The organism is Comamonadaceae bacterium OTU4NAUVB1 (assembly GCA_024372625.1).
In the GTDB taxonomy this organism is placed as follows: Bacteria; Pseudomonadota; Gammaproteobacteria; order Burkholderiales; family Burkholderiaceae_C; genus Variovorax.
The window spans coordinates 1533219-1552440 of record CP099605.1 but is presented as its reverse complement, the minus strand read 5'-3'; the positions used below and the strand labels follow the sequence as shown (position 1 = coordinate 1552440).

The 19222-nt window shown below is 70.0% G+C and carries 16 protein-coding genes and 1 riboswitch; of the genes, 11 read left to right on the top strand and 5 right to left on the bottom strand.

Annotated features, from left to right (window positions below; all coding sequences use genetic code 11):
- Positions 1 to 25 precede the first annotated feature (25 nt).
- From NF681_10685 to cysS, 3 genes are read right to left on the bottom strand one after another with little or no spacing between them, the layout of a single operon-like run.
- A complete protein-coding gene (locus tag NF681_10685; GenBank protein UST55597.1) occupies positions 26 to 1006 on the bottom strand; it encodes an acetyl-CoA carboxylase carboxyltransferase subunit alpha in 981 nt (326 codons plus the stop codon).
- Positions 1007 to 1024: 18 nt separating this feature from the next.
- Positions 1025 to 1672 carry a DNA-3-methyladenine glycosylase 2 family protein gene (locus tag NF681_10680; protein UST55740.1) on the bottom strand — a complete coding sequence of 216 codons (648 nt, stop codon included), beginning with the start codon at positions 1670 to 1672 and terminating at the stop codon, positions 1025 to 1027.
- Between the two features lie 23 nt (positions 1673 to 1695).
- A complete protein-coding gene (gene cysS / locus NF681_10675; GenBank protein ID UST55596.1) occupies positions 1696 to 3081 on the bottom strand; it encodes a cysteine--tRNA ligase in 1386 nt (461 codons plus the stop codon).
- 246 nt (positions 3082 to 3327) lie between these two features.
- Between cysS and NF681_10670 the strand changes: the two genes are divergently transcribed.
- The 5 genes from NF681_10670 to NF681_10650 are packed head-to-tail and all read left to right on the top strand — an operon-like array spanning position 3328 to position 6759.
- Entirely contained in the window at positions 3328 to 3936 is a 609-nt protein-coding gene (locus NF681_10670; protein UST55595.1) for a tetratricopeptide repeat protein, read from the top strand.
- A 51-nt stretch (positions 3937 to 3987) separates the two neighbouring features.
- Positions 3988 to 4599 (top strand): peptidylprolyl isomerase, encoded by a 612-nt coding sequence (locus NF681_10665; GenBank protein UST55594.1) that lies wholly within the window; start codon positions 3988 to 3990, stop codon positions 4597 to 4599.
- A 17-nt stretch (positions 4600 to 4616) separates the two neighbouring features.
- A complete protein-coding gene (locus NF681_10660; GenBank protein ID UST55593.1) occupies positions 4617 to 5129 on the top strand; it encodes a peptidylprolyl isomerase in 513 nt (170 codons plus the stop codon).
- A 53-nt stretch (positions 5130 to 5182) separates the two neighbouring features.
- Positions 5183 to 5956, top strand: coding sequence for a UDP-2,3-diacylglucosamine diphosphatase (locus NF681_10655; GenBank protein ID UST55592.1), 774 nt, complete (start codon positions 5183 to 5185; stop codon positions 5954 to 5956).
- 17 nt (positions 5957 to 5973) lie between these two features.
- Complete coding sequence (locus NF681_10650) at positions 5974 to 6759, top strand: zinc-dependent peptidase (GenBank protein ID UST55591.1); 786 nt, start codon at positions 5974 to 5976, stop codon at positions 6757 to 6759.
- Between the two features lie 108 nt (positions 6760 to 6867).
- On the opposite strand, the gene NF681_10645 is transcribed toward NF681_10650, so the two are convergent.
- On the bottom strand, positions 6868 to 9789 hold the full coding sequence (locus NF681_10645) for a DUF349 domain-containing protein (protein ID UST55590.1): 2922 nt from the start codon (positions 9787 to 9789) through the stop codon (positions 6868 to 6870).
- A 106-nt stretch (positions 9790 to 9895) separates the two neighbouring features.
- Positions 9896 to 13681, bottom strand: a complete 3786-nt coding sequence (locus NF681_10640; protein UST55589.1) for a DUF748 domain-containing protein — start codon at positions 13679 to 13681, stop codon at positions 9896 to 9898.
- Between the two features lie 370 nt (positions 13682 to 14051).
- Between NF681_10640 and NF681_10635 the strand changes: the two genes are divergently transcribed.
- The 6 genes from NF681_10635 to NF681_10610 all read left to right on the top strand — a co-directional run bounded on the left by NF681_10635 (position 14052) and on the right by NF681_10610 (position 19218).
- Complete coding sequence (locus NF681_10635; protein UST55588.1) at positions 14052 to 14921, top strand: lytic transglycosylase domain-containing protein; 870 nt, start codon at positions 14052 to 14054, stop codon at positions 14919 to 14921.
- 42 nt (positions 14922 to 14963) lie between these two features.
- Positions 14964 to 15099, top strand: a riboswitch (ZMP/ZTP riboswitch).
- Between the two features lie 42 nt (positions 15100 to 15141).
- A complete protein-coding gene (locus tag NF681_10630; GenBank protein ID UST55587.1) occupies positions 15142 to 16386 on the top strand; it encodes a serine hydroxymethyltransferase in 1245 nt (414 codons plus the stop codon).
- Positions 16387 to 16408: 22 nt separating this feature from the next.
- Positions 16409 to 16852 (top strand): transcriptional regulator NrdR, encoded by a 444-nt coding sequence (gene nrdR / locus NF681_10625; protein ID UST55586.1) that lies wholly within the window; start codon positions 16409 to 16411, stop codon positions 16850 to 16852.
- Between the two features lie 163 nt (positions 16853 to 17015).
- Complete coding sequence (gene pilV, locus NF681_10620) at positions 17016 to 17624, top strand: type IV pilus modification protein PilV (protein UST55585.1); 609 nt, start codon at positions 17016 to 17018, stop codon at positions 17622 to 17624.
- A complete protein-coding gene (locus NF681_10615; protein ID UST55584.1) occupies positions 17621 to 18610 on the top strand; it encodes a PilW family protein in 990 nt (329 codons plus the stop codon). The genes pilV and NF681_10615 overlap by 4 nt, the downstream gene beginning before the upstream one ends.
- Positions 18607 to 19218 (top strand): pilus assembly protein, encoded by a 612-nt coding sequence (locus tag NF681_10610; GenBank protein ID UST55583.1) that lies wholly within the window; start codon positions 18607 to 18609, stop codon positions 19216 to 19218. The genes NF681_10615 and NF681_10610 overlap by 4 nt, the downstream gene beginning before the upstream one ends.
- Positions 19219 to 19222 lie beyond the last annotated feature (4 nt).

Here is a 19222-nt window from a genome sequence, read left to right as displayed (position 1 = left end):
CGGTGTGGCCGTCTCCGGATGCGCCTCAGCGCGCGTTCTCGGCCTTCGTGTCCGAGAAACGACCGTAGCTCTGCAGCCGCTCGTAGCGGCGCGCGAGCAATTCCTTGACCGGCAGGTCGCTCACCTGACGAAACGCATCGTTCAACGCCCGCTTCAGGAAAGCGGCCATCTGGCGGTGGTCGCGGTGCGCGCCACCCACGGGCTCGTTGACGATCTTGTCGACCAGGCCCAGCGCCTTCAGACGGTGCGCGGTGATGCCCAGCGCATCGGCGGCCTCCTGCGCCTTGTCGCTGGTCTTCCACAGGATCGAGGCACAGCCCTCGGGGCTGATGACCGAATAGATCGAGTACTGGAGCATCACCAGCTGATCGCCCACCGAGATGGCCAGGGCGCCACCGGAGCCTCCCTCGCCGATGATCGTGACGATGACGGGCACCTCCAGCTGCGCCATCTCGAAGATGTTGCGCCCGATGGCTTCGGACTGGCCGCGCTCCTCCGCATCGATGCCCGGATAGGCCCCCGGCGTGTCGACGAAGGTGAACACCGGCAGCCGGAACTTCTCCGCCGTCTTCATCAGCCGCAGCGCCTTGCGGTAGCCCTCCGGCTTGCTCATGCCGAAATTGCGCAGCGTGCGCTCCCGGGTGTCGCGGCCCTTCTGATGTCCCAGCACCATGCAGGGCGTGCCGTTGAAGCGGGCCAGCCCGCCCACGATCGAGAGGTCGTCGGCGAAATGCCGATCGCCGTGGAGTTCGACGAAGTCCGTGAAGATCTCGTTGATGTAGTCGAGCGTGTAGGGGCGTTCCGGATGCCTGGCGATCTTGGTGATCTTCCAGGGGCTCAGGTCGCTGTAGATGTCCTTGGTGAGCTGCTGGCTCTTTTTGCCGAGCTGGTCGATCTCGTCGGAGATGTCGACGGCGGATTCGGTCTGCACGTAGCGCAGTTCCTCGATCTTGCTTTCGAGTTCGGCGATCGGCTGCTCGAAATCCAGGAAGGTTCGTTTGGGCAACGTCTTCTCCTCTTGTGGTCAGTACGCGACCGGCACCGGGTCGAGCGAACGCCAAATATACCAAGTCGCCACGCTGCAATAGGGGGCCCACGCCACCCCCACCTCGCGCAGGTCGGACCGGCTCACCGGCTCGCCCGAGAAGTAGTTGCGGCTCACCCCGTTGATCAGGCCGACGTCGTCCAGCGGCAGGACATTGGGCCGCATCAGGTGGAAGATCAGGAACATCTCGGCGGTCCAGCGACCGATGCCGCGGATCGCCACCAGTTCCTCCACGATCATCTCGTCGGTCATGTCCTGCCAGGCATCGATGTGCACGGCACCGGAATTGAAGTGGATCGACAGGTCGACCAGGTACTCGACCTTGCGGGCCGACAGTCCGGCGGCGCGCATGTCGTCGACCCGCAGCTTCAGCACGCCGTCGGGCGTCATCTCGCCGGGCAACTGGGCGAAGCGGTCCCACACCGCCTGCGCCGCCTTCACCGAGATCTGCTGGCCGACGATGCTGCGGGCCAGCGTGACGAAGGCGTCGCCACGCGATTCGAGGCAGGCGTCGCCGAACTGCGGGATCAGCCGTTTCATCACGCGGTCCTTCTTCGAGAGATGGCGACAGGCCTCCTCCCAGTAGTCGGGCGTGATGACGCGCACCGGAATGTCGGCCGCCGCCATGACGACCTGGGAGATGGGCGTCTTCACTGCGCCGCGGCCCAGGTGGTGCCGGCGACGGAATCCTTGAGCACGATGCCTTGGGCGAGCAGGTCGTCGCGGATGCGATCGGCGGCGGCGAAATCGCGACGTGCCTTGGCCTGGGCCCGCTGCCCGATCAGCGCCTGGATGGCGACATCGTCGAGCACGCTGCCCGCCTGCAAGAAGCGCTGCGGGTCGTCCTGCAGGATGCCGATGCAGCCTCCCAGAGCGCGCAGCAGCCCGGCCAGGGTCGCCGAACGCGTGCGGTTGACCTCACCGGCCAGATCGAACAGCACCGCCACGGCCTCCGGCGTACTGAAGTCCTCGTCCATCGCGGCCCTGAAACGCGCCGCGTGACCCGTCGCCCAGTCGATCGACGTCGCCGCCAGGGACTCGGGTGCGACCCCGTGGAGCGCGGTGTAGAGCCGCTTGAGCGAAGCGCGCGCGTCGTTCAAATGCGCGTCGCTGTAGTTCAACGGACTGCGATAGTGCGCGCGCAGCACGAAGAAGCGCACCGTCTCCGCATCGAAGGACTTCAGCACGTCGCGGATGAGGAAGAAGTTGCCCAGGCTCTTGGACATCTTCTCGTCGTCGATGTTGATGAAGCCGTTGTGCATCCAGTAGCGTGCGAGGGGCTGTCCAGTGGCGCCTTCGCTCTGCGCGATCTCGTTCTCGTGATGCGGAAACTGGAGGTCGGCCCCGCCGCCATGGATGTCGATGGTCTCGCCCAGGAGGGCGCAGGCCATGGCCGAGCATTCGATGTGCCAGCCGGGCCGTCCGGGACCGAAGTCGCTGGCCCAACGGACCTCCTCGGGCTCGTCGGCCTTGGCACCCTTCCACAACGCGAAGTCCAGCGGATCGTCCTTGCCGTCGAGCACCGCAACGCGCTCGCCGGCGTGCAGTTCGTCGAGCGACTTGCCGCTCAGGCGGCCGTACCCGGGAAACTTGCGCACCGCGTAGTTGACGTCGCCTGCCGGCGTGCGATAGGCGAGGCCCTTGGCCTCGAGCGTGCCGATGATGGAGAGCATGCGCGCAACATGATCGGTGGCGCGCGGCTCGTGCGTAGGCCGTTCGATACCCAGTGCGTCGGCGTCCTCGTGGAGCGCCTCGATCATGCGGTCGGTCAGTGCACGCACCGACTCGCCGTTGTCCACCGCGCGGCGAATGATCTTGTCGTCGATGTCGGTGATGTTGCGCACGTAGGTCACCTCCAGCCCGCTCGTGCGCAGCCAGCGCTGAACGACGTCGAACGCGACCATGGAGCGCGCATGCCCGATGTGGCAGAAGTCGTACACCGTCATGCCGCAGACATACATGCGCACACGGCCGGGCTGCAGCGGAGAGAACTCCTGCATTTCACGCGACAGCGTGTTGTAGATGCGCAAACTCATGGGATTCGGGGAACGTCGGTTCGCGCCCGGCCGGAGGCAGGCGTTCGAGCGGTTTTCAGAGGGGGGTGGAGGCCTTGGCACGAAGGGTTGGGCATGGCCCCTCGGCTACAATCCAGGCAGTATAAACGGCCCTCGACGGGCATTCATCCGGGTTTCGTCCGGGCATCGTTCCCGCCTCCCGCGTCGCCTCCCGCGTCGCCTCCCTGCCCTCGCCCCGCCCACGCACGCCGCCTTCCCCGAGACCCCATGAAGCACCCCGCTCTCTCCTCTTTCGCCTCCGCGCGCGCCTTGCGGCGTTCGGCCGCCGCGTGGGTGTTTCCGGTGCTGTCGCTGCTGGCCGTGGCCGCGCACGCCGACGACTATGGCGACGTCAACCGGCTGCTGCGCCAGGGCTCGCCCGCCGAAGCCTTGGCCAAGGCCGACGCCTACATCGCCGGTAAGCCGCGCGATCCGCAGATGCGTTTCCTGCGCGGCGTGATCCTGACCGAACAGGGCCGCACGGCGGATGCGACGCTCGCCTTCACGCAGCTCACCCAGGACTTCCCCGAGTTGCCCGAGCCCTACAACAACCTCGCCGCGCTCTATGCGCAGCAAAGCCAGTTCGAGCGTGCCCGCGACGCCCTGGAAACCGCCATCCGGCTGAGCCCGGCGTATGCCACCGCCCATGAGAACCTGGGCGATGTCTATGCCCGGCTGGCGGCCCAGACCTACGATCGCGCGCAGCAGATCGCGCCGGCCAATCCCACGATCGCCCCCAAGCTGGCGGCGCTTCGCCAGGTGTTCGCGACGCCCGCCTCCGGCGCGCTGCCCGCGGCCACGCCGGTTCCGCGTCGCATCCCGAACAACAACCGCTGAGCCGACACCCCCGGCGTCGGACCGCTCCAGGTTTCACCAGGTCTTCCACCCATGCCCCTGTCCACTTCGTCGTACGTTCGCAGTTCGCGTCGCATCGTGCTGCGCTCCACCGCCCTGCTGGCCTTCTCTCTCGCGCTGGCCACGCCGGCCCTGGCCCAGGGCACCATGCCGCGCGTCAAGCTGGCCACGTCGGCCGGGGACATCGTCGTGGAACTCGCGCCCGACAAGGCGCCCAAGAGCGTGGCCAACTTCCTGCAGTACGTGCGCGACAAGCACTACGACGGCACCGTCTTCCATCGCGTCATCGACGGCTTCATGATCCAGGGCGGCGGCTACACGGCCGACTTCAAGGAAAAGCCCACCCGCGCGCCGGTGCCGCTCGAAGCAGGCAACGGCCTGAAGAACGAGCGCTACACCGTCGCCATGGCGCGCACCTCCAATCCCGACTCCGCCACGTCGCAGTTCTTCATCAACGTGAAGGACAACGCCAACCTCGACGCGCCCAACCCCGATGGCCATGGCTACACGGTCTTCGGCAGGGTCGTCTCGGGCGCCGACGTGGTCGACAAGATCCGCGCGGTACGCACCGCCGGCCAGGGCCGCATGCAGAACGTGCCGGTCGACCCCATCACCATCCAGTCCGCCACCATCGTGGCGAAATAACGAAGGAGCTTCTTCTCATGAGCAACCCCCAAGTCGAACTCAGCATCAAGGACCACGGCACCATCACGCTCGAACTCGATCGCGCCAAGGCCCCCAAGTCGGTCGAGAACTTCCTCGCCTATGTCAAGAAGGGCCACTACGACAACACCGTGTTCCACCGCGTCATCCCGGGCTTCATGGTCCAGGGCGGCGGCTTCGAACCCGGCATGGCGCAGAAACCCACGGCCGGAGAGATCGAGAACGAGGCCAACAACGGCCTGAAGAACGACACCTACACCGTCGCCATGGCCCGCACCAGCGCGCCGCACTCGGCCACCGCCCAGTTCTTCATCAACATCGCCAACAACGGCTTCCTCAACCACACCGCGCCGTCGGCGCAGGGCTGGGGCTACGCCGTGTTCGGCAAGGTCGTCGGCGGCACGGACGTGGTCGACAAGATCAAGGCCGTCAAGACCGGCCGCAAGGGCTTCCACGACGACGTCCCGCTCGAGGACGTGATCATCGAGAAAGCCACCATCCTGTCGGAATAACGCGACCGGACCCGATCACGCACCACGCATCACGCACGGATCCGCGAGACGGCATGACCGGCCCCGACTTCGCCGAGATCGTCGCGCCCGCCGCCTGGCGCACCGTCGACCTGCTCGCCGATCTCCATCTGCAGGCCGACGAGCCCGCCACCTTCGAGGCGTGGCGGGGCTATCTGGAGACCACGCCGGCCGATGCGGTGTTCTTCCTCGGCGACCTGTTCGAACTCTGGGTCGGGGACGACGCGGCGGACTCGGACGGCTTCGAGGCGGAGTGCGCGGCCCTGCTGCGCCGTGCCGCCGAGCGCCGGCCCCTGTTCTTCATGCATGGCAATCGCGACTTCCTGGTCGGCGCGGCCTTCGCGGCGCGTTGCGGCATGACCCTGGTCGACGATCCCTGCGTGCTGGTGTTCCAGGGTGAACGCTGGTTGCTCTCGCATGGCGACCAGCTTTGCCTGGACGACACCGACTACCTGGACTTCCGCGAACGCGTCCGCTCGCAGCGGTGGCGGGGCGACTTCCTCGCACGGCCACTGATGGAGCGCCGCGCGCTCGGCCGCTCGATGCGGACCCAAAGCGAGCATCGCAAGCACGACCCCGACGCCCGCTGGGCCGATGTCGACCCCGCGGCCGCGATCGTCTGGTTGACGCATGCCCGCGCGCGCGCGCTCGTCCACGGTCACACGCACCGCCCGGCCGAGCATCTCCTCGACGCGCCAGGCAATTTGCGCCGCATCGTCCTGAGCGACTGGGACGCCGCCGCCGTGCCGCCGCGCGCGCAACGGCTGTGCCTCTCGGCGGCGGGAGCGCAGCGCGTGGACGTGCGCTGAGCTGTTCGACCCGTTCCGTGCTCCGCTGGCTCCGCGGCCTTCGTGCCGCCCCCCTCCTCCCCGACGCCCTCTGGGACGCCACCCTGGCACGCCACCCGTTCCTGGCGGATCGTTCACCGCGCGACCTGGGCCGCCTGCGCGCCATGAGTGCCGAATTCCTGCGCGACAAGGAATTCCACGGCGCGAGGGGCTTCGAGATCACCGACGAGGTCGCCCTGGCGATCGCGGCGCAGGCCGTGCTGCCGGTGTTGCATCTCGAGAGCGGCCTGGCCTGGTACGACGACTTCGTCGGTGTCGTCGTCCATGCGGCGGAGGTGGTGGCGAGGCGCCGGATCACCGATGACGCCGGCGTGGTGCACGAGTACGACGAGATCGTCGCCGGCGAGGCGATGGACCGCGGCCCGGTGATGCTCAGCTGGCAGGACGTGCTCGCCGGCGGCGTCGTGGCGGGCTACAACGTCGTCGTGCACGAGTTCGCCCACAAGATCGACATGCGCGACGGAGAAGCCGACGGCTGTCCGCCCTTGCCGCCGGGTTTCCTCGACACGGCAAGCGCGCGCGACGCCCGGACGGCCTGGATGGACGTGCTCGGACCCGCCTTCGACGACTTTCGCGAGAAGACGATCGTCGCCGAGCGCTTTGGCGGCGCGACGCCGTGGCTGGATGCCTACGGGGCCGAATCGATCAGCGAATTCTTCGCCGTCGCCTGCGAAGCCTATTTCGTGGATCGAACCACCTTCCAACGCGAATTCCCGACGGTGCTGGACCTGTTCGACGCCTTCTTCGAACCGTCCCGGGCCTGAACGAAAAAAAACGGCGTCGCGACCTGCGAAGGCCGTCGAGCCGTTCTGCTCGTGCATCGGGGCGCGCTCCGGGCCGCGCCGTGCGAGCGCCCGGAACGCACTCGTCGGCTACTTGCGCAGCAGTGCCTTCAGCGCGGTCTGCAGACGCCGCGCCGTCGTCGCCTCGTGTGGCGCCGCGAGCACCTTGCCCGCGTCCTCGCCCCAGGTCTGGACCGGAGCCGGGTCGCCACGGCGCGTCAGCAGCTTGAGCTGCAGGGCGCGCCGGGCATCGATCTGATCGGCGGGCGTCGGCACTTCCGCCGCCATTTCCAGACGCAGCAGCGCTTCGGAGGCCGCATCGGCGGAGGCGGCCGGCGCCGATCCGAGGGATTGCGACCAGACGCCACGCACCGTCGGCGACACCGCGCGGCCGAGCTCCTGCACGCTCGGCAACTGGGTCGCGTCGCGCTTCTCCCAGGCGCCGAGCAACTGCGTGAGCGCTTCGCCGTGCGCCTGCGCGGCCAGCTTGCGCAACGACATCTCCGCGTGCTCCAGGGCCTCGCGCTGGGCGCGGAAGGCGGCATCGCCCAGACGCGGTCCACGGTCCTCGAAACGCGGCGGGCGGTCGCCGAAGCGACCGGCGCCCGGACCGCCACGGGCATCGGCACGGCCCCCGTCGGGGCGCGGCCCACGGTCGTTGGGACGCCCGCCAGGACCGCCAGGGCCGCTGCGACCGTCACGGCGATCGCCACCGAAGCGGCCGTCGCGACCCGCGGGCGCGGCATCCGCACGGCGCGTGGCGGGACGGTCGTCGCCACGCCGCGCCACCACGGCCTTGACGGGCGGCTTGGGCGGTGCGGCCGGCGAGGTCGCTGCTTCGGGCACGGCACCCGCTTCGTTGTCGCCGGCATCGGCGCGCGCGCCGGCGTCGGAACTGTCGGCGGGGGCGATCAGGTCCACCGGACCGGCGGCGACGGCTGGCGTCTCCTCGCCTTCGGCGGGTGCCAGGGGCGCCGGCGCGACGGCTTCCTGAGCGCTCGGCTGCACATGGGCGCCTTCGCCGAATTCGGCGGCGGCCTGACCCGGCGCGACCACCTCGGTCGCACCCACGGGGGGTCCGTCGCTGCCCGACACGGGCGTGGGTGCCGGCGCGGGTGCCGGCGGCGGGGCCTCGCCGCGCATGGCGCCTTCGAGGCGGGCGATGGCCGCGCGGATCTTCTGCACGTCGCCGGTGGCGTTGGCCGCCTCCAGCGCCTTCGAAGCGTCGAGCACGTGGCGGTCGTGCTCGCTCATGGCGGACGACGCCTTCTCGCGCTCGGCCGTCTTGCGATTGAAGGCTTCGTCGATGGGAGCGCGGAAGGCATCCCACATCTTCTGTTCGTGACGGCGGTCGACCGGCACGCTCTGCGCCTCGGCCTGCCAGCGCTGCTGCAGCGCCTTGACGGCATCGATGCGCAGCACCGGCGCGGCGCCCAGTTCGACCGCCTCGGCGATCATCGACTGGCGACGCTCGACGCTGGCCTTCTGGGCGGCCTCGAACGGCGCGCGGGCGGCACCGAAGGCTTCGTTCCACTGCGGCTGCAGTTCGGCGAAGAGCTTCTCGCCGACGTGTCCGGCATCGCGCCAGCGATCGGCGAACTGGTGCAGCGCGCGGTTGTGCGCCTTCAGATCGGCGGCGTCGGCGTGCTCGGCCGCCCAGGCCTTGACTTCCTCGATCAGCGCGAGGCGATGGGCACGGTGTTCCGCGGCATCGGCGCGCACCTTCTCGAGCCAGGCCTCGACGACCTTGTGCGCCTCGTTGCAGGCTTCGTCGAAACGCTTCCACAGCGCATGGTTGGGCATGCCGCCCTGGTCGGCCTGCTTCCACTGGTCGCGCAGGGTGCGCAGGCTCTCCTGGATCTTGCGTCCGCCCAGTGCCTGGCCTTCGGGACGCTTCAGCAATCCTTCGGCCTTGGCGACCAGTTCCTCGCGCACCTTGTCGGCGCTCCAGCGCTGCCAGCCTTCGAGCTCGCCGGCGGCGACCAGGGCCGCGTGCACGCGCGCTTCCAGCGGGGCCTCGACCAGCTTGCCGTGGTCCTTGAGCACCGCCCGCAGGGCGGCGGCGGCACCGGCACTGGCCTTGCCATGACCCTCGGCCGTTTCCTTCTCGAGCGTGGCGAGCGCGCCTTCCACGGCGGTCTGCGCGGCGGCGAACCGCTCCGGGTCGGCCTTGGCCGATCCGGCCTTGACGGTCTTCACGGGCGCCGAAGCGGCGGCCGTGGCGGCGGCGTGCGTGGCGGCCTCGGTCGGCAGGCCGCGCGCGGCGCGCAGCTCATCGGCCCAGACAGGGACCGGCGGCAGCGGCGCGGCGGCATCGGCGGCGGCGGCGATGGCCTGGGCCAGGGCGACATGAAATGCATCCGACACCACCAGCAACTGCGCCTTCGACGCATCGAGCTGCGGCCCGAAGCGGGCATCGAGGCTGCTCCAGTTCGGATCACCGGCCAGTTCACTCGCCTGCTGCTGCCAGTGGGCGACGTCGCCGCGCAGGCCTTCCTCGGCGGCCTGCGCGTTGCGCCAGCCCTTGGTCGACAGCACTTCGAAGCGCTGTGCGAGCAGCACGGCGGCCTCGCGCTGGACCTGGGCGCGATGCTGCAGGTCCTCGATGCCCTTGACGCGTTCGGCCAGCCGGTTCTTCAGGCCGGCGAGCGGCTCGCGCGACAGCGGAGCGCCGGCACGGGCGGCGTCGCGCTGCCAGGCCATCGCATCGGCGATGTTGAGCTTGGACTGGCCCAGCAGTGCCTCGGCCTTGGCGGCCCACTCGGCGCCGATGGTCTCCTGGCCCTTGGCGCGCTTGATCTCGTCGAGCTTCTCGCGCAGCAGGCGGGCGGCGCCCTTGTCGCGGCCGCTCAGCTCCTTGAACACGCCCTGCATCTGTTCGGCCGTGGGATGGGTCGCGAGCCAGTCGCGGATGCGCTGGGCCCGTTCGCCCGACGTCGGCGCGGTGAAGGCGCCGCCGGTGAGCGTGTCGAGGGACTGGAGGTCGTGGTGCTTGGAGGAATTGGAGGTCACTGCGCGCTGCTGAAACGTTGTCTGAATGGAAAGGGAAACCGGGCCGTCGCTGGCATCGGAAGGCCGGTGGATGGCGACATTTTCACCGACCGGGACCCGACCGTCTCTAACGGGTCGCCAGATTGAGTTGGGCAGAGGGTTTCCACCCCTCCTCCGGGGCCGTGCGGACCCGTGCCGCGCCGATGAACAGCCGCTCGCTGGGCAGCTTCTGAGCCAGCAGGTGATCCCGCACGACCGCTCCCCGTGCCACGGCGAGCTGGCGCATCGACTCCTCGTCGACCGGGATGTCTGCCAGCAGCAGCGCTTCCATCTCGGCGAGGGGCAGGTCCTTGGCCAGGCCGATCAGGTTGCGTGGCTTGGCGATCTCCGAGCGCTTGTAGACGGCCGCGAGCAGCGCCGGGTATTGCGCATCGGTCAGGGGGGCGACGTCGGCCGCGTCCTCGCCCGAGCGGGCGGCGGCGCGACGCTTCTCGGCCTGGGCGAGCTGCCGCAGGCGCTGGCGCTTGTAGCCGTCGCGTTCCAGCGCCAGGTTCGCCGTGCCCACCACGGTCATCTGCAGCGTCGGGCGTTCCAGCAATCCCTTGGCGATGCCGTCCAGACTGTCCCGGCTCGCGGCCGTGAGCGCCGCGCTGCCGTTGTCGAAGGTGACCACGCTCGCCTCGCCGCCACTGCCCCCGCCACCGCCGAAGCCCCGGGCGATGAGGCTGAACGGTGCCGTGACGGCCTTGGCGATCAGGTTGCCCAGCGCACGCATGATCAGGGAGCCGACGCTGAACTGGGGATCGTTGAGCGAGCCGCTGATCGGCACGTCGATGTCGATCACGCCGTTGCGGTCGGCCAGCAGCGCCACGGCCAAGCGCACGGGGAGGCTGTTCGGGGCGCCCTCCACCGCCTCGCCGAAGCGCAGCTGGTTGAGCACCAGCTTGTTGGTCGCGGCGAGCCGGCCGTCGGGCGCGATGCGGTAGTTGATGTCCATGCTGAGCTTGCCGCGCTCGATGCCGTGGCCGGCGAAGCGGACCGAGTACGGCGTCAGCGGCGCCAGATCGAGATCGCGCATGCGCGCGGTGATGTCGAGCTCCAGCGGACGGGCCACGGGGTTGATCTTGCCGACGATCTCCAGCGAGGCCGTCTGCTGCGCCTTCCCGCGCAGTTCGAGATCGGCCAGCTCGGCCTTCTCGCCGGGACGCGAGGTGAAGGCGCTCAGCTTGCCGGTCAGCTCGCTCAGGTCGGCCGAGTAGTTGGGCTTGACGAACAGGTCGGTGAAGTCGATCTTGCCGTTGACCAGGCTCATCGGACCGAAGCGCAGGATCGCCGCCGGGCCCGACGCCGCGGCGGCGGTGGTCCCGGCGGGCGCCGCGCCCGCCGTCGGGGCGGCGGTGCTCGCGGCCGGCACCGCCGGCGCGGCGATGGTCACCGTCTCGCCGTCGGGCAGGCGCTGCTGCGTGACGGCCACCGCCGCGGCGGGCGCGCCGGCGGCCGGCGTCGCACCCGGCTCGGACTTGCTGCCACGCCCCAGGTTCAGCAGGTTGACACGCCCGGTCGGGTCGACGATGACGCGCGCGAAGAAATCGGTGAGCGTGGTCTCGCGCACGTCGAGCGACAGCGGCGCGCTCGGCGCCAGTGCGAGCTGAAGCCCGCGCAGGTTCAGGGACTTCCAGCTCAGCAGCCGGTCGTTGCCGCGCTCGAGCCCCGGCGCGCCGGGCTGCGTGAGCGACGCGCTGTTGGCGCGGAAGTCCTCCACGGCCGTGTCGCCCGCCAGGCGCAACGTGATGCCCGAGGGCGCGCTCGCGAAGCGCACCGTGCCCTGGTAGCTGGCGAAGGCACGGCGGATGTCGACGTTGAGCGGATCGCCGTAGTAGGCCTTCAAGGCGTGCGCCGGAAACGCCGACACGTCGAGGCGGCCCTCGGCCGAGAGCGGCTGCAGTACCACGTTGCCCTGGTAGTCGAGCCGCCCGGCATCCGCCCGGCCCGCGCCGATGCGCGCGGACAGGCGCACCGGCGAGGCGGTCGCGGTGCCGGGCGCGAGCTTCTGAGCCGTCAGCGTCAGCGCGGTGACCTCGATGGCCACCGGCGCGCTGCCGGCCGCGTCGGCATACGACACGGTGCCGCCCTGGACCGCCAGCGTGCCGAGCGACAGGCGCCAGGGCCGGGTGTCGCCCGCCACGGGCGGCGTCGCGGCCGCGACGGGCCTGGCGGCGGTCGCGCTCGCGCGCTGCGCATCGGCGCGTTCGGCGGTGCGCAGCCAGCGCTCGAACATCCAACGCCGTTCGCCGTCGCGCTCGATGCGGACCTTGGGCGCCGTCGCGCTCAGGCTGGCGATGGCGACCGTGCGCCCGGTCAGGTCGACGTCGGCGTCGACCAGCTCGAACCGGCCGACGCTCGCCAGGGCCGTCTTTCCCTGGGTCAGCGCCAGGCCATCGGCGCTCAGGCGGCGCGCCTTGAGCGTCAGCTGCGCGGGCGTCGAGGCCGCGTTCCATGCCACGTCGACCTGCCCGCCGAGCTTGCCGTCGAGCGCGGGCACCAGGCTCTGCGCCAGGTACGGCGCGGCCAGCGACAGTGGCAGGTCGGCGACTTCCGCGCGCACCTGGGCGGTCTTGTCGGTGGCCTCGCCACTGAACTTGAGCGGCGCCCCGCCGACGACGGCCGCTCCCTCGAAACGCGCCGGCGTCGTCACCGGCCATGCGACCGCGGTGGCCGCGAGGGAAAGCTGGTCGACATCGACGGCCGCGGCCGGACGCGTGGCCTCGTCGCGCCAGGCGACATGTCCGGCGGTCAGCGTGAAACGGTCGATCCGCAGGCGCAGTGGCGGCCTGGAGGCCGGCGTCGCGCCCGGACGGGCCGCGTCGGCGGCCGGCGGGCGTGCGTCGCCGGGGTCCGCCCCGGTCGCCAGCAGGTCGAACCTGCCGTCCGCGCGGCGCGCCAGCGTCAGGCGCGGCGCCACGAGCGCGACCTCGCCGAGGTGGATCGCACCTTCGAGCGGCCGCACATCGGCCAGCGCGACCTTCAGCGAGTCGAAGGCCAGCGGCTCGCCCGAGCGTGCATCGGCGAACCTGGCGCCATGGGCCTCCACGGTGCCGCTGATGCGCAGGCTGGTGGCGGCGGCACGCTCGAAATCGACGCGCAGGTCGGCATCGAGCGTGCCGGCGCGCAGGCGCACGGGCAATCCCGCGGGCAGGTAGCTCAGGTAGGGCGCCAGGTCGAGGGCCTTGAACGACAGGCGTCCATCCGTCTTGCGGTTGTCCGCGAACGGCGTGCTCGATGCGTTGGAATCGAAGGCACTGCCGTTGAGCACGAACGCCAGCCGGGGCTCGGTCGTGACCTCGCGCTGCGAATCGAAATTGCTCAGGAACGGCACGTCCAGCCGGAGGTCGCGCAGTTCGTGCTTGCGTCCGACCATGCGGTCATCAAAATCGACCGTTCCCTCCGAAATCGCGATGTTGTGAACGGCGAAGCGCATCGGTTCAGCGTCGGGCTTCGCGGGGGCCTCGGCGAACTTGCGCAGGATGTCGTCGATGTCGTAGCCACCGTCGGCCAGGCGTGTGAGCCGCACGGCCGGCGCTTCGATCGCGACGGCGTCGATCACCGGGCCGAGGCGCACCAGCGACTGCAGTTCGGCGTTCACGTGGATGCGCCGGATCGCCAGTTGCGGCGCGCCGCCCCCGGCCCCGGCGATGCGCACGTCGCGCAACGCGAGTTCGAGCGTCCACGGCTTGAAATCGACCTGCCCGATCGTCACCGCGCGGCCGAGCTTCTCGCTGCCGATCCGCTCGAGCTGGCCCTTCAGCAGCGGCGGCACCGCGAGCCACGACAGCAGGCCCAGCGCAAGCACCGCGAGGAGCGCGAGGACAACGCGCCGCACCCATTTGTTCCGTTTGAGAGAAGACACGTCCATCGTGTCGAGTTTGCCGCAAAGCCACCGGTGCCCGGCTGACGCCCCATGTCACTTCGATGTCGGATCGACCTCGCTTGCGCCCACAGGAACATCATCTTTATGCATAACGATCTGTTTTCTTATTCTTGACTCGTTATTTAGAGCTTTTTAGAATGCCTGTCGCCCGATCACTCGGTACAACATAAGTACTAGAGCATCAGGCTCCGCTGCCGACCACAACGTACGTCGGCTCCGTCGGGTTCATCGCGCTCACACCTCACTTCATGTCCTGGCGCGGACCCGGCTCTTGCCAATCCAAGTGCCCTGCCCCGAGTTCGTCGCCCTTCCCCGAAGTGCGCCAGGTCGTGGGCTCAGCACCGAAAGGAAAGCGATGAACGAGGCGTTGAAGACCACGGCCCGGGGGCTCAAGACCTTCGGGTCCGACGTGGTCGACGGTTTTTTCGAGATCACCCACAACGGTTCCGCCCTGGTCGGGCTCGCCACGGTATTCACCGTGCTCGCCCTCACCGCACGGCCCGACCTGCGCGCCACCGGCGAACAACACCTGATGGGCTGGCTCGAATCGCGCAAGCCCGTCGTCGTGGTCGACGCGACGGCGCCGGAACCCACCGCCATCGATCGCACGACCGCCGCCAGCCCGCACGAACTGCCCCGGCAGCAGGCCGCCGTCGCCTACTGGCTGAGCAAGAAATACCGCGTCGCCGCCGAGCCGCTGAGCGTTCTGGTGTCCGAAGCCTATTCGCTGGGCAAGCGCACCAAGCTCGACCCGACGCTGATCCTGGCCATCATGGCCGTGGAGTCGAGCTTCAATCCCTTCGCCCAGAGCCACGTCGGTGCCCAGGGCCTGATGCAGGTGATGACGCGCATCCACGTCGACAAGTACGAGAGCGCCGGTGGCTCGCTGACCGCCTTCGATCCCGTGACCAACATGCGCGTCGGCGTGAAGGTGCTGCAGGAATGCATCGCCCGCGCCGGTTCGCTCGAAGCCGGCCTGCGCTACTACGTGGGCGCGGCCAACCTCGAGAACGACGGCGGTTACGCGAGCAAGGTGCTGGCCGAACACCAGCGGCTGCGCCAGGTCGCCGGCGGCGCCACCGTGCCGACCACGACCCCGCCGACGCTGCGCGCGCAGGCGATGCCCGCCACGACCCCGGCGACGGCCAAGGCCGAGGCCGCGCCGACCCCGGCGCCGGCGGCCGCGTCCAACCCCCAGAAGGTGGCCTTGCTGGCCGACTTCTGAGAGCCCGCGCGGTCCAGGGGTTTCAGGGCGCTGGGCTACACTCGACCGGTACGCGACTGGCGATAGGCGCCACCCCTTCTGCGGTGGATGGCGCTGACGTGGACTACCACTGGGAAGCGTGCCGCCCCCCGCCTTTCATGGGTGGACGGGTGTTCAGCCGTTCGCCTGGGCAGCCCTTGTTTGCTGGAAGCACAAGGACCACCGTCTTCAAAGGACTGCCATGTACCACCGCGACATCCTGGTCGAACAGACCGACCCCGAGCTCTGGGCCGCCATCCAGGCGGAGAACGCCCGCCAGGAGCACCACATCGAGCTGATCGCCAGCGAGAACTACGCCTCGCCCGCCGTCATGCAGGCACAGGGTTCCCAGCTCACCAACAAGTACGCCGAGGGCTATCCCGGCAAACGCTACTACGGCGGCTGCGAGCACGTCGACGTGGCCGAGCAACTGGCCATCGACCGCGTCAAGCAGCTCTTCGGCGCCGACGCGGCCAACGTGCAGCCGCACTGCGGTGCCTCGGCCAACGAAGCCGTCATGCTGGCCTTCCTCAAGCCTGGCGACACCATCATGGGCATGAGCCTGGCCGAAGGCGGCCACCTCACGCACGGCATGCCGCTCAACATGAGCGGCAAGTGGTTCAACGTCGTGAGCTACGGCCTGGACGCCAACGAAGCCATCGATTACGACGCGATGGAGCGCAAGGCGCACGAGCACCGGCCCAAGCTGATCATCGCGGGGGCTTCGGCCTATTCGCTGCGCATCGACTTCGAGCGTTTCGCCAAGGTCGCCAGGGATGTCGGCGCGATCTTCATGGTCGACATCGCGCACTACGCCGGACTCGTCGCCGCGGGCGTCTATCCCAACCCGGTGCCGCACGCCGACGTCGTCACTTCCACCACGCACAAGAGCCTGCGCGGGCCGCGCGGCGGCATCATCCTGATGAGGTCGCAGCACGAGAAGGCGATCAACAGCGCCATCTTCCCCGGCCTGCAGGGCGGCCCCCTGATGCACGTGATCGCGGCCAAGGCCGTGGCCTTCAAGGAGGCCATGGCGCCCGAGTTCAAGGCCTACCAGCAGCAGGTCGTGAGGAACGCGCAGATCGTGGCGGACACCCTGACCGAGCGCGGCCTGCGCATCGTCAGCGGCCGCACCGAGAGCCACGTCATGCTGGTCGACCTGCGTGCCAAGGGCATCACCGGCAAGGAAGCCGAGGCCGTGCTGGGCAGCGCCCACATGACCATCAACAAGAACGCGATCCCCAACGACCCGGAAAAGCCGATGGTCACCAGCGGCGTGCGCATCGGCACGCCGGCCATGACCACGCGCGGCTTCAAGGACGAGGAGGCGCGCCTGACGGCCAACCTCGTGGCCGATGTCCTCGAGAACCCGCGCGACGCGGCCAACATCGAGGCCGTCCGCGCCAAAGTGCACGCGCTGACCAGCCGGTTCCCGGTCTACCGCTGAGCGACGCCACCGGCACGACCGCATGAAGTGCCCGTTCTGCCGTCATGCCGAGACGCAGGTCGTCGAGACCCGCGTCTCGGAGGATGGCGACTTCGTGCGCCGTCGTCGGCAGTGCGGCGCCTGCGACAAGCGTTTCACCACCTACGAACGCCCCGACGTGGGCTTTCCCGTCGTCGTCAAGAAGGACGGCAGCCGCGCCGACTTCGACTCCAAGAAGGTGCGCGCCTCGATGATGCTGGCACTTCGCAAGCGCCCGGTGGGCATCGAGCAGATCGACGGCGCGCTGCTGCGCATCGAGCAGCAGTTGCTCTCGAGCGGCCTGCGCGAGATCGCCACGACCGATGTCGGCGGGCTCGTCATGCGCGAACTCGAAGGCATGGACAAGGTCGCCTACGTGCGTTTCGCCTCGGTCTATCGCAGCTTCGAGGACGTCGACGAGTTCCGGCAGCTGCTCAAGGACATCTGACGCCGATTCCCGCCATGGCGACGTCCGGCCCGCCGATGGACGATCGCGCCGCCGAATGGCGCCCAGCCCTCGCCGGGCGGCACGCCCCGGCCGCCCAGGCCCCCCAGAATCCCCCGCACAAGTCGCCATCCAGGGAGGCGGCATCAAGAAGCTGGGGGAACGCGTGCGACAAAGTAATCCGTGCCGGCGCCGGGAGGCGGCCGGCTCGACGCTGATCGAGGTCCTCGTCTCGATCGTCATCCTGTCGGTCGGCCTGCTGGGCATGGCCGGTCTCCAGGCCGCCGCGCTGCGCAACGCCCGCGAGGCGCGGCTCCAGGCGAGCGCCGTGCGACTGGCGACGGACCTGGCCGAACGCCTGCGCGGCAACCCCGACATCGCCCTGCGCCGCAGCCCCGGCGCCAACCCCTACCTGCAGTCGCGCACGCGCACCGCGCCCGCCGGCGTCGCACCCGACTGCATGACCGCGGACTGCGCCACGCCGCAGCAGGTGGCGGCCTGGGACATGGGCGAGTGGCTGCAGCGCGTGTTCGCCTCCGCGAGCGGCCTGCCCGGTGCGCACGTCACGGTCTGCTTCGACGAACGACCCTTCGACGCCGACGGCCTGCCCGTCTGGGCCTGCAGCGGCACGGGCGACCTCCTTCGGATCAAACTCGGATGGCGCCGCGCGAGCACCGACCGTTCCCGCACCGGCGGCGCGGCGTTCGATCACGTCGACGCCGCCGACAGCCGACCGTCGGTCTCCGTCCCGGTGCTCCTGGGAACGGCGTCGTGAGACGGCGCGAACGCGGCCTCACGCTGATCGAACTGATGGTGACGCTGGTGCTGTCGCTGATCGTCGTCCTCGCCGCCGTGACCGTGCTGCTGGCCACGCGGCGCGGCTTTCACGGCGTCGACGCCGTCGGCCAGTTGCAGGACAACACCCGCTTCGCCGTCGATCTCGTGCAGCGGATCGCCGCCCAGAGCGGCTATCTGGCGGACGCGCATGCCGTGCAGGCGCGGGGCGTTCGCTTCCCCGTGCCGGCCGCGGACGTGCCGCTGCCGCCGAGCGACGTCCAGGGTTACGACGGCGCCCTCGGCCCGGCGGGGCCCAACGGCAGTCGCGGTACCGGCTGCACCGCGTCGGCCGGTGCGTCCTGCCGCCAGGGCGGCGATGTCCTCGTGCTGCGGACCCAGGCCGCGGCGCGCGCCCCGGGAGCCGACGAGACCGACCATGCCACCCTCGACTGCATGGGCGACATCGCGAAGACGCCACCGTCCGAACGCGACGACCGGAGCGTCAGCGTGTTCTACGTCGCCGTGGGCAGCGACGCCGAGCCCTCCCTGATGTGCGCGGCCGGCACCTCCGGCAGCGCCGGGACGGTGCTCGGTGCGCCGCACCCGGCCGTCCAGGGCGTCGAGAGCTTCCAGGTGCTCTACGGCGTCGACGGCGTTCGGCCGAAGTTGAAGACGCCGGCCGACGCACCGGCCGACGGCGTGGCGGAGCGCTACCTGCGCGCCGACCAGCTGGTCGTGGCCGGCGACGACGCGGCGACCCGCGAGAACTGGCTGCACGTGCGTTCGCTGCGCATCGGCATGGTGCTGCGCGGCCCGCCCGGCACCGCCCTGGACCGCCAGTCGAGGACCACGCTGCATCCGCTCGGCGAGGCCCTGTCCTCCGGGGACGACGCCGGCACCCGCTTCGTGCCGGAGGCGGACGGGCGGCTGCGTCGCACGGCGGCGCTCACGGTCCAGCTGCGCAACCACGCGGGTCCGCCATGAGGCGGCCGCGCGATCCGGCGACCCGGGTGCAGCAGCAGGGCCTGGCGCTCGTCGTCGTGCTGCAGGTGCTGCTGCTAATCTCGATCCTGGGCCTCGGCGCGGCGCAGATCGCGATGATGAACGAGCGTGGCGCGCGCAACGACCGCGACGCGCAGTCCGCGCTCCAGTCGGCCGAAGCCGGATTGGCCGACGCGATCCGCGACATCGACGGGCCTCCCGCCGCCGTCGCCCGCGCGGATGCGTTCGCCGACGGCGCCGGCATCGACTTCGCCGAGGGCTGCGGCACCGGCCCGAGAAGCCGTGGGCTGTGCATCCAGAAACTCTCGGGCAAGCCGGTCTGGCAGGAGGTCGATTTCACCGACGCCACGCGCACCGCGGGTTTCGGCGAATTCACCGGCCGCACCTTCGCCAGCGGCGCGGGCGTCGAGAACGGCGTGCGACCGGCACTGGCGCCGCGCTACATCGTCGAGGCCGTGGACGACCGGGAACCGATGGCCGACCTGTCGGCGCCGGCGCCTCGGGTCTTCCGCGTCACCGCGATGGGCTTCGGCCCGCGTCGCGACATCCAGGCCGTCGTACAGGCGCTCTACCGCAGGAAGAAGGACTGAACCC